Below are 13,807 nucleotides of genomic sequence, written 5' to 3'. Positions count from 1 at the left end.
CTCGCAGATGGACATTGTAACTGAACATACAGATGAAATTACGCAAGTGAAGGTGCCGCTGCCTTTTCCGCTGCGCTGGGTGAACGCTTATCTAGTCCGCGGCAGCTTAGGCTACACCGTCATTGATCCGGGACTGCATACCCCGGATGCGGAAGCGCTCTGGCTGCAGGTGCTGCAGGAGCGCGGGATCGGCTTCGAGCACATCGAGCAGATTGTGCTCACCCACCACCATCCCGATCACTACGGGATGGCCGGTTGGTTCCAGGAGCGCACGGGCGCGCCGGTCCTCTTATCGGAGACCGGGTACGCGCAAGTGCAGCTCCTGTGGGGGCCTGAGCAGCCGATGTCGGAGCGGCTGCTGACGCTTTTTGCCCGGCATGGCTTCCCGGAAGCCGGGCTGGCAGAGATGACGAAGCACATGGTGAGCTTCGTCGACTTGGTTTCCCCGCAGCCGCAGGTTACACTGCTGCGAGAGGGCCCTGTGCGCCTCGGGAACCGCGTGTACGAAGCCATTGAGACCCCCGGCCATGCCGCGGGTCACCTGGTCTTCTACGACGCTGAGGCGGAGGTGATTTTTTGCGGCGACCACGTCCTGCCGCAAATATCGCCGAACGTTTCCTTCCTCCCGCAGGTGGAAGAAAACCCGCTCGGCGAGTACTTGCGCAGCCTGCAGGAGATCGGCAGGCTGCAAGTCAAGATGGCTTACCCGGGGCACCGGGAGCCTTGGGCTGGCTTTGGCGCACGCACAGAGGAGCTGGTGCGCCACCATCATGAGCGGCTTGCGCTCATGGAGGATCAGCTAAGCGCGCCGCTTAGCGCTTATGAGGTATGCCGCGCGACCTTCGGAGACCGGCTCAGCGTGCATCAGATGAGGTTCGCGTTGTCGGAGACGATCGCTCACCTCATCCTGCTGGAAGCGGAGGGACGCATCCAGCAGGTCGATCCTGCCGCGGAGCTTGTTCACTACGTGGCAATTAGCCGCTAAATGAATAAAAGCACATCAACTGCGCTTGTTGAGCGAAGGTTGATGTGCTTTTTTTGTCATAGCTCCCTTCATTAAAATTTTTCAATTAAATTTTTTAATCCCCAAGAATATGTGTTAATAGTTTCATTGTCTTTTGTTACGAAAACTAAAGTAACTGGCGTCCCGTCATTGTAAAGAATTTTTTTATCTACTGTACTTTCATATTTGCTTTGACCATCAGATACTTCAATTCGATGATTTGATATAATATCAGATCCGTTATTATCTTGTATATTAGCTTCCGATTGGGGATAAACAAAAATATATGATTTCTCAACCAATGGATTATCTTTTCCAGCACGACCAAAGTATTGATCAACAATGATGATGATTTGCTTACCATCCTTTTTTGCTTCATAGGCATAATAATAGGGACTCGTATGAAGTAAGTCTGTAGAAACTTGTCCAAGCAAATTAACGTTGGAAACCTTAAAATGTTTAGCAATCGTCTGTGTTTTAGGGACAGGTCGTTCCATTTTAGATAATAATAAGTTATATCCAAAAAAACAGATTGCAATTAGTGAGAAAATGGATATCCCTATATTCAATAACTTTTTATTGCTTTGAAACATAGTGATTTCACTTCCTAATTTTAGATTTCCTTTATTATACAAGAAATATTAAAAAAATAGCGATTCATCTCCTTCCGATTAATACAAGGAAGGAGAATTCTCCGCTATATTTATGAGTTTAATTAACTATGATAGCAGTAGCGTAGGTGTAAGCACTTAAACCTGGGATATTTAAATACGCCGTAGTTCCTGAAGCTTGCCAGTGATCGTTAATAGCCATGAAACTGTCAATACCTGTATAATTATAGCCGCCTTTGATGAAAGAATAACTGAATTGATCGACACCTTTTACAGTTACCGTATGAGATCCGTATGGTGCTTGAGTCATGCTCCAGTAAAAGGGTCCATAAGATTGTAACCAACTTAAAACAAAATTAAAATTGTTAGTATTCATATATTGCTCAGGATCATCAGAAGTAGACTGCACAGGCTTCCCTATGGATTCAGCACCTACCTTGAAAATCTGATCGTTATTAGTAGGACCAACGCCACCATTTGCTTCACTAAAGTATGAGGATGCTACTATAGCATTGTAGGCAGTTTGTCTATTAGCATCCGTCATAGTAGGAAATTTATATTTCATGATTTCAAGTGTACTGACTATTGCACAGTCATTACCTAGACTCGACATATAGCTATATCCATTATCTTGATTTATATTTGGTACATTTAACGAATAACCATTCGTATAGGTTGCAGTAAAATTAGTACCTCCATAATAATTTGACATCCAAGCGTATTCATTTGTAATCGTATTATTTCGTGAGGTTCCTTCATTGTTTCCTGCGTACCAACCGTCAAAGATGTTCTTTACATCTGTTTTATTCAACTGACCCCACTTTTTATTTTTCTCTTTCACTTTTTTAACGGTATTGGAATTAGCTTTTTTCTTTACTTCCTGAATATTCAGTTTCTTAAATTGTCCATCTTGAACTTCGTTACTTACGACCGAAAAATGTCCATGCGATACTTCATATAGTTTTTCAGACTTTAATAGATATTCCATATTCGGGGCGTCAAATGAATATTGAACCAGTTCCCCGTTTTCTGCATCAACAATTACATAACCTTCATTAAATACTACCATGATTTCCGATACCGCATCATTTAGATCGTAGATAGGAATAGTATTTTTCAGTGCTAATGTTCCATTTTTAAAAGCAGTAGAGAAAGCATTTGATGAATATTTAGAGACAAGTCCAACTGTTTCCAATAAACCGTATGCAACCCCATTAGTAAACATATCAGTATCAGCTTGACCTTTTTTGAAGAAACTTTTCATTTTTTCAGGAAGCAAGTTGGTAATATCGGCGGGATCGGATTGTGTAATTTTCACATTCGTACTTACACTTGCATCCACTTTTGCATTTGCAACATATCCATAAGAATTTAAAGCTAAACAACCAAGAACAGTACAACACAATACACTTTTTACTAAATTTCTCAATAAACCTACCACCTATCAAAATTGTATTTTTTTACAATTTTGATTATATTCCATAAACTACCAATTAGTAAAGGGATTTAATAATAAGGAAAAACACTCTGTCAAAAATCCATAGATTAAGTGCCTTCTTGAAACTTTTGACTAATATTCTCTTGAAATTAGTTATTCTAATCAAATATCAGCCATCTTCCTCCTACTGGCAGGTTAATCCATATGGTCATATTATAAATGCGTCTGTTTTTTGTTCGTGACATACTAGCGGCGGGTTTGCATTGTTCGACAGTAAGGTTCTTTAATTTATGGGAAGAGAAGTTCAGTACACCATTATTCTCTGTTTTTTAGTGAGGCAGATATTGTGGGAGAGTTTTTTCTATTGCGATCGCCTACTAAATGAAAAAAAGCACATCACATCCACATGTTGAGCGGATGTTGATGTGCTTTTTTTCGTTGGCGACGGCCTTATCCCAATTGGGAGGGAACTATGGTCCGCTATTTGCGCGAGAAACAGTCACTTCGTGGTTTGAAGGGAACTACGATCCGCTATTCTCCTCATTTTAGCTGAAATTCGGCAGTTTGATACAAAATAGCGCCCTGTAGTTCCGCTATCATCCAAAAATCGCTCATTTCCCGTGAATAGCGCCATCTAGTTCCCTTAACCTACTCCTCGTTCGCTCAAACAGCTCTCCACCTTCATCATCCCGGCATTCCGCCAGTTCGCGTTGCGCGGCAGTTTCCGTTTTCATCTTCTGGGCGTCTCCGCCAGTTCGCGTCGCCCGCCAGTCTCTGTCTTCATCTTTCCGGCATCTCCGGAGTTCGCGTTGCGCAGTAGTCTCCGTTTTCATCTTCCCGGCTATCCGCGCCCCCGCCCTTACTTCAAAGGCTTGCTGTAAGTAGGAATATTATTATGCGCTAACCGTCCGCAGGCCGCCGCCACAATGCCGCAAACCATATCGTCGATAAACGTATTGCATTTCCCCTCAGAGTGATCGCTGTCGAGCTCTTTAATAATCCCGATTTTCTCTTTGTCCAAGTAACCGAAATTCGTAAGCGCAATCGTTCCATACATCAGAGGAACAGCGGTTGCGATGCTTTCATCGACCCCGAAAAGTCCTTCATCTTGCCCGACAATATGATTATATTGCGGATTGAATTCGCCGGCTTCGACGGCGGTATCTATTTTGATTGCCAGCTGCAGCGCGTGGAAGGTCTGCTGTTTACGCAGCACGGCGACAATATGCTCTTCACATAGGCTGCGCTCCATGTCCGGATTGTAGGGACGCTGGAGCTGATCTAGAATTTCTACCATATCCTCAAGCTGGACGCCTCTCTCCGCAAGCAGTGCGAGATTGCGCTGCGAATAATCAACTTTTACATTCTCCGAAATGATGACACTTGCTGTTGAAGCGACAATCGCGCAAATCCCTTTTGATATAAACGATTTAGGACGTTTTGTCGGAAAGAAGAAGCGGAATTTACAATCCAAGAAGCCAAAAAGGGAGGCTGCGCCGCTGCCATACAGGCCACAGATGGACATGGCAATGGTGCGATGCACGTTGTAGGCAGGGTCTTTCATGCTCGCTAACAGCTCGGAATCATGTTTGACCTTTTTTTGCAGCTCCATGAGCGTAGTCATCACATTATAGGTCTCGGTTTTGCTCAAAACTCCTAATAAAGTCGTGGTGATCATGTCATAAGGGATTTTTTTGATGCCTTTGATTTCCACAAGCAGGCGGGCAACAGCCTCTTCGATGATGGCTTGCGAATAGTGACTGAAAACTTCATCCCGGAATTCGTTGAAAATGAGCGTTTTATCTTTGAGGAATGTTCTCATCTGTGCGCCTCCAGTTAGATCAAATCTGTCTATTTTTACAAGTATAGCATATCAAGGTAATATGCCGAAAAAGGCAGGGACTCAGCTGAAAAAAAGTGGAGAATTCTCTTTGTCTACTTTTTTGAGCATGTGGACAAAAAGTAGTTATAAATCGGACAAAGCCTCGTATACATAATAATACGAAAAAGCAATGTACAGGCCATACCGAAAAGTAAATAAGCGGCAGATGCTTCAGATGAGGCTTCTGCGAAAACTCGAAGGAGGAAATAAGCAAATGAAACATCAACATTGGATTCGTTCAGCCGCTATCGCGGGGGTGATTGCCTTGCTGACCACAGGATGTTCGGTCCTAGGCACTGGGAAGAAAGCTGACATTGATGCACCTCCGACCACGGGTGCGGAAGCTGACGTTAAGACGACATCAGCCGCGGTCACGATCGATATGATCGATGATAATTCATCTCAGATGACGGTGTATGTGAAGGATGCCAAAGGTTTCGTCGCTCCACTAAGTCTGGGATTGCCGAAATCGGTGTCGGTTGCGAAAACGACGCTTGAGTACATGGTGGATGGAGGTCCGGTCGCAAGCTTGCTCCCATCTGGATTCGAGGCTTTGCTGCCGAAAGGAACGAAAGTTATAAGCTTGAATGTCACTTCAGACAAACGCGCGATCGTTGACTTTTCAAAAGAGTTTCTCACGTATGATCAGCAAAATGAAAGAAAAATATTAGAAGCTATCACTTGGAATTTGACAAACTTCCCAACGGTAGAGAAAGTACAGCTGCGTGTTGATGGCAAGGACCTCAAGGAGATGCCAAAAGGCAAAACACCACTTGATACTCCGCTTGCTCGTTCAATGGGGATTAACCTAGAGAAAGCAGAGGATGCGGAATTCGGTCAATCTACGCCAGTTACGCTCTATTTCCTTAATCAAAATGATCAAAACTACAAATATTATGTACCTGTGACAAGGCTCGTCAAAAGAACGGATAATGTCGCTAAAGCCGTTGTTGATCAACTGATAAAAGGGCCTGATCAAAAGAAAGGGCTGGCTAGCGTTCTCAACGCCGCAACGGAAGTGAAAAGTATTAATCCGGCGGACGCCTTGATTACAGTTGACTTCTCCAATAAGCTGCTTGGCGCTGATCAGAAAGCGCCTGAAGATGCTCTGAAGTCGGTAATTCTTTCCTTGACGGAGAACACAGGCTTCAAGCAAGTTCAGATCAAAGTGGATGGCGCAGTGAAATTTACATCTTCGGATAGTACTCAAAACTATACGAAGCCTGTTGCTAGACCCGCTCATATTAATCCGACCAAGTTATAATCAGCTTGCTTCGCTCCATGGACCTCTATGCAAAGAAATTTTGCATAGGGGTTTTCACTTTTCTCAATCTTATGATCAGCCGGGCATCATTGTTCGTGATGAGGGTGCTTTTCTCCGGCTACTTTGTTACAATGGGGCGAGAGTATTTAGCTTCCCTTGGAAGCGACAGGAGGAGAACACGATTTATGCGAATTGGCGGAAGAACGAATGAAGAGTTGCGCCCAATGAAAATAACCCCCCATTATATAAAACATGCTGAAGGCTCGGTGCTCATTGAGGTCGGGGATACGAAAGTGATTTGCACAGCAACGGTTGAAGAGCGTGTCCCGCCTTTTATGAAAGGACAAGGGAAGGGCTGGGTAACCGCGGAATATTCCATGCTGCCTCGTGCCACGCAAGTTAGAAATCAACGTGAAGCTGCCAAAGGCAAGCTTGGCGGGCGGACGATGGAGATACAGCGTTTGATCGGCCGGGCGCTTCGTTCCGTCGTGAACTTAGAAGCTTTAGGCGAGAGATCCATCACATTAGACTGTGATGTTATCCAAGCAGATGGAGGTACTCGTACCACGTCGATTACTGGTGCTTTCGTAGCCATGGCTTTCGCGATTAATAAGTTAGCAACAGATAAAAACTTGGCTAAGTTTCCGATTAACGACTTTTTGGCTTCTGTTTCTGTTGGCGTTATTGGTGAAACACCGCGTCTGGATCTCAACTATGAAGAGGATTCACAGGCTAAGGTGGATATGAACGTTGTGATGACGGGGCAAGGCCAATTTGTAGAAATCCAAGGAACAGGTGAGGATGCTCCATTTTCACGCAAGGAATTGGATGAGCTGCTTGCTCTAGCGGAAATAGGGATTCATACGATGATTGAAGAACAGTCCAAAGTGTTAGGCCCTATAGCGGATCGTATTCGGGGTGTACAACATGCGGCTACGAAGTAATATCGTTGTGATTGCAACCCGCAATGAAGGGAAAGTCAAGGAGTTTGAATGTCTTTTTGGCGCAAAAGGGTACAAAGTCCGCAGCTTGGCAGATTATACAGACCTTCCCGAGATCGTCGAAAGCGGCAAGACGTTTGCGGAGAATGCGCGGATCAAGGCTCAAATTATTTCGGCGCATCTGCATGTTCCTGTGCTCGCAGATGACTCAGGCTTGTGTGTGAAGGCGCTTGGTGGGGATCCAGGTGTTTACTCGGCCAGATATGCAGGCGAGAACGCAACGGATGCAGCCAACAATAACAAGCTGCTTCAGGCTTTGAGCGATTCATCGCCGGCAGATGCCTTTCCAATGGAATCTGGGCATCCGAAGTTTTTGAGTGAGGCTTCGTTTGTTTGTGCGCTTACGCTTATCGACCCCGTGGCGAATGAAACCATTGAGGCTGAGGATTCTTGTCCGGGTTACATCATAGGGGAACAACGCGGAGAAAGTGGCTTCGGCTACGACCCACTGTTTTATATTCCAGCTCTGGGCAGAACCATGGCGGAGCTCACGGTAGAAGAAAAGAATGAAATCAGTCATCGCGCTAAAGCGTTACGATTGTTCTTGGATAGGCTGCCGGATCAAAATGAATCCTAAGGAAAAAACCTGCTTCCACATCACGGTGGATAGCAGGTTTTTTTATATTAACGGATTGAAATTTTATATTGTCGCAACCACATATCCACTTGGGCCAAATATGCGAACAACTGAGGTCCTGTCATCAACTGGCCGAACCAGGGGAGATCGAAGTCGTTCTTGTCGGAGCTGGCGAGCGCACGTATTTTTTTCACATCAATGAAGGGCAGCAGGGGGGAACTCGGGTCATCCAAAATTTCCAGCACCCATTTACGAACAGCTGTTAAATAATTAGGATTGTGTGTTTTTGGATACGGGCTTTTCTTGCGGGTTAAGACATCATCGGGGAGAACACCTTTCAGTGCTTTTCGTAAAATGCCTTTTTCCCGATCCCCGGATGTTTTTATTTCCCATGGAATATTCCACACATACTCAACAAGACGGTGGTCGCAGAAAGGAACACGCACCTCAAGCCCGACGGCCATACTCATGCGGTCTTTGCGATCGAGAAGAGTTGGCATGAAGCGGGTGATGTTGAGGTAGGACATTTCCCGCATGCGATTCTGCTGCTGTGTTTCTCCTGCTAGCCGCGGTACTTCGCTTAAGGCTTGCTGATACCGATTGCTGACATATTCCACTGGCTTAATCCAATCGATTAAATCAGGTGCCAGCAGATCGACTCTGTTAGGCAATTTAAGCGACCAAGGGAACGTATTGGCTCCGAGAGCTTCTTCGTTGTGGAACCAAGGATACCCGCCAAAGATCTCATCTGCAGCTTCACCCGAGATGGCGACCGTGGCTTCCTTTTTGATTTCACGGCAAAACAAATAAAGGGACCCATCAACATCAGCCATTCCCGGCGTATCCCGGGCGTAAACGGCTGTTTTCAGGGATTCCACTAGTTCAGGCGTGTCGAACTCAATATAATGGTGCTCGGTCCCCAGATGCTCGGTCATCCGCTTGATCCAAGGAGCATCCGAGTTTGGCTGAAATAGGTTGGCTTTGAAGTGCTTGTCATTATCTTTGTAATCGACAGAAAAAGTGTGCAGAGCGCCTTTGCCGCTTTCTTTGTAATGCTCCGCGGCAAGAGAAGTTAAAGCGCTGGAGTCAAGGCCTCCAGAAAGCAATGTACATATAGGTACATCGGAGACTAGCTGCCTCTGGGCTGTGTCGCTCAGCAGTTGCTGAACCTGAAGCGCCGTCGCCGCAACATCATCTGGATGGGGATGGCTTTCCAGCTTCCAGTAGGTTCTGATGGATAAGCCATTGCGGTCAAAAACAGCGCATTGTCCTGGTTTCAACTCCGACATATTGCGATAAATGCCATGTCCAGGTGTGCGCGCAGGACCTACTGCGAAGATTTCTGCCAAGCCTTCTGCGCCGACTTCTGCCTGAAAGTCGGGGTGAGCGAGAATAGCTTTTGGTTCGGAACCGAATAGAAGGACACTGTTCTGATGAGAATAAAAAAGCGGCTTTACGCCAAGCCGGTCTCTGACCAAGTAGAGGGACTGCTCCTGATCGTTCCATGCTGCGAAGGCAAAGATACCATTCAGACGGTCTACACAAGCCCGCCCCCATTCAATAAAGGCTACAAGCAGCACCTCGGTATCACAGGTTGTTCGGAAATGATGTCCGCGCAGTTCGAGCTCTTTTTTCAGCTCGGGGGCATTGTAAAGTTCGCCATTATATACGATCGTATAGGTGTAGTCTCCTTGTTTCCGGATCATAGGCTGAGCGCCGTTTTCCGGATCCATTACACTAAGACGTCGATGGCCGAGGGCACAGTGCTGTGAGATCCAAGTGCCAGAAGCATCTGGTCCACGCAAATGGAGCGTTTCCGTCATATTTTCTAGAATGGACGGGTACCCGGTCAAGTCTTTCCGCCAATCTATCCAACCCGTTATTCCGCACATAGACGTTCCTTCCTTTCTTTATGAAGAGAGCATGATGATAAAGGGTATGCGAAATGGGGATATATAATGTCTGTCCCAGATTGACGTGGCGGCCATCAGTCAGATTTTGTGTTTTAATTTTAAGCCTGTTATTATTACTAACTAAAAAGCGAAGGTGATGGCGATGAAAAAGAAACATTCCAAAGCACAGATCGATTATCTAGCCTCCAGGGAGCATTTTTTGCAAATTAGTAATCAAGCGGATAAACGGATTGCTGATTTGAAAGAGGCAGGCAAAGAAGTCGGACAAGCTGAACTGGAAGAAATCATTGAACGCGTTGGCCTGCACCGTGCCTATAATGAACTGACGCAAGCGGAGAATTTACTGATCAATTGGACACAAGTCGCCATTAAAACAGAACCTGAATTTATTGAAAATCGCAGTAATTTCGAAGAACTCTATGAAAAAGTCAAAACGGATGCAGAAGCAAGAGGTGCTCTTCTAAATTTAGCCATGCGTTTAAATCTTGAGCTCGCGTGACATTCTAAAGGGGTAGTGCCATTCTTTCTTCAGGAGGCGAATGCTCATGGATAGTCATTTCATTAGCAAGCTGCACGACAAGCAGAGGAAAGCCGCGAAGAATTTCAGGACACAAGGTGACGGTCAGCCAGGCAATAACTTGCCTCACAAGAAGCACTAAAGTCTAATGGCATTAACAAGAGCCTGTGGAGTTAAACTCTACAGGCTCACCTTATCTTATAGGAGGGAATTCATCATGGGCAAGAAAAAAAGCATGAAACAAAGAGAGCAGAGCACGATTGATCATTCGAAACAATCTTCACGCGTGCAGTCGAACTTGGATTCAACAGAGCCTGGCCATCATCAGCCGAATCGGCCTTCTGTGTAAGAAACGCAATTTTTTGTATGTTACAATAATGCTTCAAAAAGCCGCAACCATGGGTTGGCGGCTTTTTCTATTTTGTAATTCGATGAAATAGCACAAAATACAGCGTTACTGAGACACTTGGCGGAGGGGGTAACCTCCTACTAGTGTTAAGTTGGTCAACGTTTTGGTCAACGTTACACCCTTGAGGAATTACAGGCCGTTATTCTAGTAAATTCAGCCCGTTTCCGCGTTCAAGCGGAACTACAGGGCTTTATTTGAGCGCCTAATCCCGTTTTCTTTAAGAAAACGGATAAATAGCGGAACACAGTTCCCCTACGCGCGAAAAAGAGCCTATTTCGATGAAATAGCGCCCTGTAGTTCCCTAGGGCAGAGAGGGAGCACTCAATCAATAGCAGTAAATTTCATGGGGTGGAGTGCTCAACACAAAATAAATCAAGCGTAAGCTTTGTTTGCCCCGGAAACACAAAAAAGACCGCGATTTCTCGCGGCCTTCTCTTCTTGCATGACGTCCCAGGAGGGATTCGAACCCCCGACCGCACGCTTAGAAGGCGTGTGCTCTATCCAGCTGAGCTACTGAGACATAGACCTCTTCTTACCTACCAGCGTGTAGCTGTTTGGCGAAGCAAGAGTTATATTATCATATCTTTTTAAGAGAAGTCAACACTTGTTTTAAAAATATTTTGCAATCACCCGAACAATCAAGTAAACTGTCACCAGCGAGACCAAGATTTCTGAGGTGATCCACATAACCGAGCTGTCGATGAACAATGTTATTCTTTTTCCAAAAACAGAGCAATATTACGAAGAGGAACTTACCCGTTTTCTACGAAACGAACAGTATAGTGACGCTCTTCAACTGCTAACCTTCCTGCTTCAATTTCCAGCCGCCCAATCGGATAAGATTGAGCAGTGGGAAGCGCTGCGGATTTGGCTGCAAACCATGTTTCCAGAAGAGTTATTCCCTATGCCAAGTCCATCGGAAGAGGATTTAGAGGGAGAAGAAGATTTATTAAGGCAGTACATAAGCGAGAAGTCATCAGATGACGGCGAATATGCTCTGAAGCTGCTGGACTTACTTAAAGAAGGCACCCTAGAGCAGCAAGTAAACAGTTTGGAGCAATTGGGCTTTATCGATCAACCAGGCATAAGCTCGGCTATCAAGGAATGGCTTAGCGAGAAGCCGCGGCACCCGCATATTCAGTTCAAGGCTCTGCAAGCGCTTAAGCAAATGGGGGAGCAGGGATTCATCGAGTTTCCGAAAAACGGGAAGATGATTGCCGTCCAGATCGAGGAGACGCCGCTATGTCCGGAGGAATTCCCATCCCAAATTCGTGATATGATTCGCAGAATCGGGGATATTAGTGAGATAAGCCAACCGGATTTTGTCTATTTTGCCAAGCAAACCTGGCAGGAATTTCTGGCCTATGCCTACGGAACCTCCATCTACTCAGACTTGCTCAAAGCAGAAGAGGGCGCCGTTGACGTCTGGGCATCCGCTTTGCACGCCATCTTGCAAGAGCGATTATTCGGAACCGTTAATCGAGACGAATTGCTAGATAATTATGGGATTGTAGGGTCGATGGCGCTGCAATGGAAGCGGGCACATCTCGTGCTGCAAGCGTTTGTGAAGCAGTTTAACCCGGATCCTTTTTAGAGGCGAAAGGCCGCCTTGAAATGAATTTGTTATATGTTATAATAGAATGGTTATAATGAGCGTAACGTGAAAATATGTCATCGTACATTTTTGGAAGGGGAAAGCATAAAATGAAAGCAAGTTGGGAAAAAATAGAGAAGAACGTAGGCGTTCTTGAAGTGGAAGTTGGCGCAGAGCGCGTCGCAGATGCATTGGATAAAGCTTTCAAAAAAGTATCCGCGAAAGTAAATGTTCCAGGTTTCCGTAAAGGGAAAGTGCCACGTTCAATCTTTGAAGCTAAATTTGGTGTAGAAAGCCTATACCAAGATGCACTAGACATCATTTTGCCAGAAGTTTACGTACAAGCGATTGAAGAGGTTAAAATCGAGCCTGTTGATCGTCCAGAAGTAGACGTAGAGCAGTTCGGCAAAGGACAAGTGCTGAAATTCAAAGCGAAGGTTACTGTTAAACCAGAAGTAACGCTTGGCGAATACAAAGGCATCGAAGTTGAAGCTGTAGATGCTAACGTAACTGACGAAGAGCTTGACAGCGAGCTTTCCCGTCTGCAACAGCGTCATGCTGAACTGGTTGTTCTTGAAGAAGGACAAGCAGCTAACGGCGACGTAGTTATCCTTGATTTCGAAGGTTTCGTTGATGGCGAAGCATTCGAAGGTGGAAAAGCAGAGAAGTACTCCCTTGAGCTTGGTTCCAACTCCTTCATTCCAGGGTTCGAAGAGCAGCTTGTAGGACTTGGTAAAGACGAAGAGAAAGAAGTTAACGTTTCTTTCCCTGAGAACTACCACTCCGAGGATCTGAAAGGCAAAGCGGCTGTGTTCAAAGTGAAAATTCACGACATCAAACGCAAAAACTTGCCAGAACTTGATGATGAGTTTGCTAAAGACGTGAGCGAGTACGATACGCTTGTTGAGTACAAAGAAGAATTGAAAAACCGCCTTCAAGAGCGCAAAACAAAAGATTCAGAAGCTGCTCTAGAAACAACTGTTGTTGATAAGGCTGCTGCTAACGCTGATGTTGAAATTCCAGCATCCATGGTAGAAGCAGAACTTGACGTAATGGTGAAAGAATTCGAAAGACGTCTTCGCTCCCAAGGCATGACGCTTGAGATTTACTTCCAGTTCTCCGGTCAAAACGAGAGCGTGCTGAAAGATCAAATGAGAGAAGATGCTGAAAAGCGTGTTCGTAACAACCTTGTTCTTGAAGCCATTGCAGCTGCAGAAAACATCACAGTTTCCGACGAAGAAGTTGACGTGGAACTTGAGAAATATGCACCATCCTACCAAAAAACAACGGCAGAACTTCGTGAGCTGTTTGCTTCTAACGGCAGCCTAGAGGGTCTGAGCAATGATCTTGTGATTAGAAAAACGGTTGACTTCTTGCTTGAAAATAGCAAGCATGTTTCCGCAGCAGTATAAATAAGGTAAGTAAAGGCACGTACGTAAGCAACGTGCCTTTCTTTTACCCTATTTTAGCCACAAACTGCCTCAAAACATAAGAATTTCATTGCATACATAGCAGTCTTCCGAAAAAATGACTTTGCTGCTCAAACATGTTAAACTGTTACTGAATCCCAATTTGGAAAACATGGCTTCGGCCACAAA

At 45.3% G+C, this 13,807-nt stretch carries 14 protein-coding genes and 1 tRNA gene; 9 read left to right on the top strand and 6 right to left on the bottom strand.

What is annotated here, in order from left to right; all coding sequences use genetic code 11:
* The first annotated feature begins 7 nt into the window (after positions 1 to 7).
* Positions 8 to 985: an MBL fold metallo-hydrolase gene (locus tag GQF01_RS28115; RefSeq protein WP_161410264.1), complete on the top strand. Its 978-nt coding sequence runs from the start codon at positions 8 to 10 to the stop codon at positions 983 to 985.
* A 71-nt stretch (positions 986 to 1,056) separates the two neighbouring features.
* Here the strand turns inward: GQF01_RS28115 and GQF01_RS28110 are convergent, their stop codons facing one another.
* The 4 genes from GQF01_RS28110 to GQF01_RS28095 form a co-directional block, all read right to left on the bottom strand.
* Positions 1,057 to 1,638 carry a hypothetical protein gene (locus GQF01_RS28110; protein WP_161410263.1) on the bottom strand — a complete coding sequence of 194 codons (582 nt, stop codon included), beginning with the start codon at positions 1,636 to 1,638 and terminating at the stop codon, positions 1,057 to 1,059.
* 76 nt (positions 1,639 to 1,714) lie between these two features.
* Positions 1,715 to 3,043: a hypothetical protein gene (locus GQF01_RS28105; protein WP_161410262.1), complete on the bottom strand. Its 1,329-nt coding sequence runs from the start codon at positions 3,041 to 3,043 to the stop codon at positions 1,715 to 1,717.
* A gap of 620 nt (positions 3,044 to 3,663) precedes the next feature.
* Positions 3,664 to 3,885 (bottom strand): hypothetical protein, encoded by a 222-nt coding sequence (locus GQF01_RS28100; RefSeq protein ID WP_161410261.1) that lies wholly within the window; start codon positions 3,883 to 3,885, stop codon positions 3,664 to 3,666.
* Between the two features lie 26 nt (positions 3,886 to 3,911).
* A complete protein-coding gene (locus GQF01_RS28095; RefSeq protein WP_161410260.1) occupies positions 3,912 to 4,874 on the bottom strand; it encodes a phosphatidylglycerophosphatase A family protein in 963 nt (320 codons plus the stop codon).
* Positions 4,875 to 5,148: 274 nt separating this feature from the next.
* Between GQF01_RS28095 and GQF01_RS28090 the strand changes: the two genes are divergently transcribed.
* The 3 genes from GQF01_RS28090 to GQF01_RS28080 all read left to right on the top strand — a co-directional run bounded on the left by GQF01_RS28090 (position 5,149) and on the right by GQF01_RS28080 (position 7,776).
* Positions 5,149 to 6,198, top strand: coding sequence for a GerMN domain-containing protein (locus tag GQF01_RS28090; RefSeq protein ID WP_161410259.1), 1,050 nt, complete (start codon positions 5,149 to 5,151; stop codon positions 6,196 to 6,198).
* Positions 6,199 to 6,383: 185 nt separating this feature from the next.
* A complete protein-coding gene (rph, locus tag GQF01_RS28085) occupies positions 6,384 to 7,142 on the top strand; it encodes a ribonuclease PH (protein ID WP_161410258.1) in 759 nt (252 codons plus the stop codon).
* Complete coding sequence (locus GQF01_RS28080) at positions 7,126 to 7,776, top strand: XTP/dITP diphosphatase (protein ID WP_161410257.1); 651 nt, start codon at positions 7,126 to 7,128, stop codon at positions 7,774 to 7,776. The genes rph and GQF01_RS28080 overlap by 17 nt, the downstream gene beginning before the upstream one ends.
* Before the next feature lie 47 nt (positions 7,777 to 7,823).
* On the opposite strand, the gene asnB is transcribed toward GQF01_RS28080, so the two are convergent.
* The gene (gene asnB / locus GQF01_RS28075; protein ID WP_161410256.1) at positions 7,824 to 9,668 is read right to left on the bottom strand and encodes an asparagine synthase (glutamine-hydrolyzing); all 1,845 of its coding nucleotides are present in this window, start codon (positions 9,666 to 9,668) and stop codon (positions 7,824 to 7,826) included.
* Positions 9,669 to 9,831: 163 nt separating this feature from the next.
* Here asnB and GQF01_RS28070 point away from each other — a divergent pair, with 163 nt between their 5' ends.
* The 3 genes from GQF01_RS28070 (at position 9,832) to GQF01_RS36730 (ending at position 10,555) form a co-directional block, all read left to right on the top strand.
* The gene (locus GQF01_RS28070; protein ID WP_161410255.1) at positions 9,832 to 10,188 is read left to right on the top strand and encodes a hypothetical protein; all 357 of its coding nucleotides are present in this window, start codon (positions 9,832 to 9,834) and stop codon (positions 10,186 to 10,188) included.
* 46 nt (positions 10,189 to 10,234) lie between these two features.
* Entirely contained in the window at positions 10,235 to 10,348 is a 114-nt protein-coding gene (locus tag GQF01_RS28065; protein WP_145661609.1) for a DUF4023 family protein, read from the top strand.
* Positions 10,349 to 10,423: 75 nt separating this feature from the next.
* Complete coding sequence (locus GQF01_RS36730; protein ID WP_268894400.1) at positions 10,424 to 10,555, top strand: hypothetical protein; 132 nt, start codon at positions 10,424 to 10,426, stop codon at positions 10,553 to 10,555.
* A gap of 506 nt (positions 10,556 to 11,061) precedes the next feature.
* Here the strand turns inward: GQF01_RS36730 and GQF01_RS28060 are convergent.
* Positions 11,062 to 11,135: transfer RNA gene (locus GQF01_RS28060), tRNA-Arg, on the bottom strand.
* A 180-nt stretch (positions 11,136 to 11,315) separates the two neighbouring features.
* On the opposite strand from GQF01_RS28060, the gene GQF01_RS28055 reads away from it, so the two are divergent.
* Both GQF01_RS28055 and tig read left to right on the top strand, forming a co-directional pair.
* Positions 11,316 to 12,209: a hypothetical protein gene (locus GQF01_RS28055; RefSeq protein ID WP_161410254.1), complete on the top strand. Its 894-nt coding sequence runs from the start codon at positions 11,316 to 11,318 to the stop codon at positions 12,207 to 12,209.
* Positions 12,210 to 12,319: 110 nt separating this feature from the next.
* Positions 12,320 to 13,621, top strand: coding sequence for a trigger factor (tig, locus tag GQF01_RS28050; protein WP_161410253.1), 1,302 nt, complete (start codon positions 12,320 to 12,322; stop codon positions 13,619 to 13,621).
* Positions 13,622 to 13,807 lie beyond the last annotated feature (186 nt).

The organism is Paenibacillus silvestris (genome assembly GCF_009882985.1).
GTDB classification, from domain to species: domain Bacteria; phylum Bacillota; class Bacilli; order Paenibacillales; family NBRC-103111; genus Paenibacillus_E; species Paenibacillus_E silvestris.
This window is presented reverse-complemented; position numbering and strand designations above follow the sequence as displayed.

Excerpts from the sequence above, each read along its gene's own strand:
- GQF01_RS28090 (WP_161410259.1), top strand. The coding sequence starts at position 5,149 with ATGAAACATCAACATTGGATTCGTTCAGCCGCTATCGCGGGGGTGATT.
- rph (WP_161410258.1), top strand. The coding sequence starts at position 6,384 with ATGCGAATTGGCGGAAGAACGAATGAAGAGTTGCGCCCAATGAAAATA.
- GQF01_RS28065 (WP_145661609.1), top strand. The coding sequence starts at position 10,235 with ATGGATAGTCATTTCATTAGCAAGCTGCACGACAAGCAGAGGAAAGCC.
- GQF01_RS28055 (WP_161410254.1), top strand. The coding sequence starts at position 11,316 with ATGAACAATGTTATTCTTTTTCCAAAAACAGAGCAATATTACGAAGAG.
- GQF01_RS28100 (WP_161410261.1), bottom strand. The coding sequence starts at position 3,885 with ATGAAAACGGAGACTACTGCGCAACGCGAACTCCGGAGATGCCGGAAA.
- tig (WP_161410253.1), top strand. The coding sequence starts at position 12,320 with ATGAAAGCAAGTTGGGAAAAAATAGAGAAGAACGTAGGCGTTCTTGAA.
- GQF01_RS28115 (WP_161410264.1), top strand. The coding sequence starts at position 8 with ATGGACATTGTAACTGAACATACAGATGAAATTACGCAAGTGAAGGTG.
- GQF01_RS28095 (WP_161410260.1), bottom strand. The coding sequence starts at position 4,874 with ATGAGAACATTCCTCAAAGATAAAACGCTCATTTTCAACGAATTCCGG.
- GQF01_RS28070 (WP_161410255.1), top strand. The coding sequence starts at position 9,832 with ATGAAAAAGAAACATTCCAAAGCACAGATCGATTATCTAGCCTCCAGG.
- GQF01_RS28080 (WP_161410257.1), top strand. The coding sequence starts at position 7,126 with ATGCGGCTACGAAGTAATATCGTTGTGATTGCAACCCGCAATGAAGGG.
- GQF01_RS36730 (WP_268894400.1), top strand. The coding sequence starts at position 10,424 with ATGGGCAAGAAAAAAAGCATGAAACAAAGAGAGCAGAGCACGATTGAT.
- asnB (WP_161410256.1), bottom strand. The coding sequence starts at position 9,668 with ATGTGCGGAATAACGGGTTGGATAGATTGGCGGAAAGACTTGACCGGG.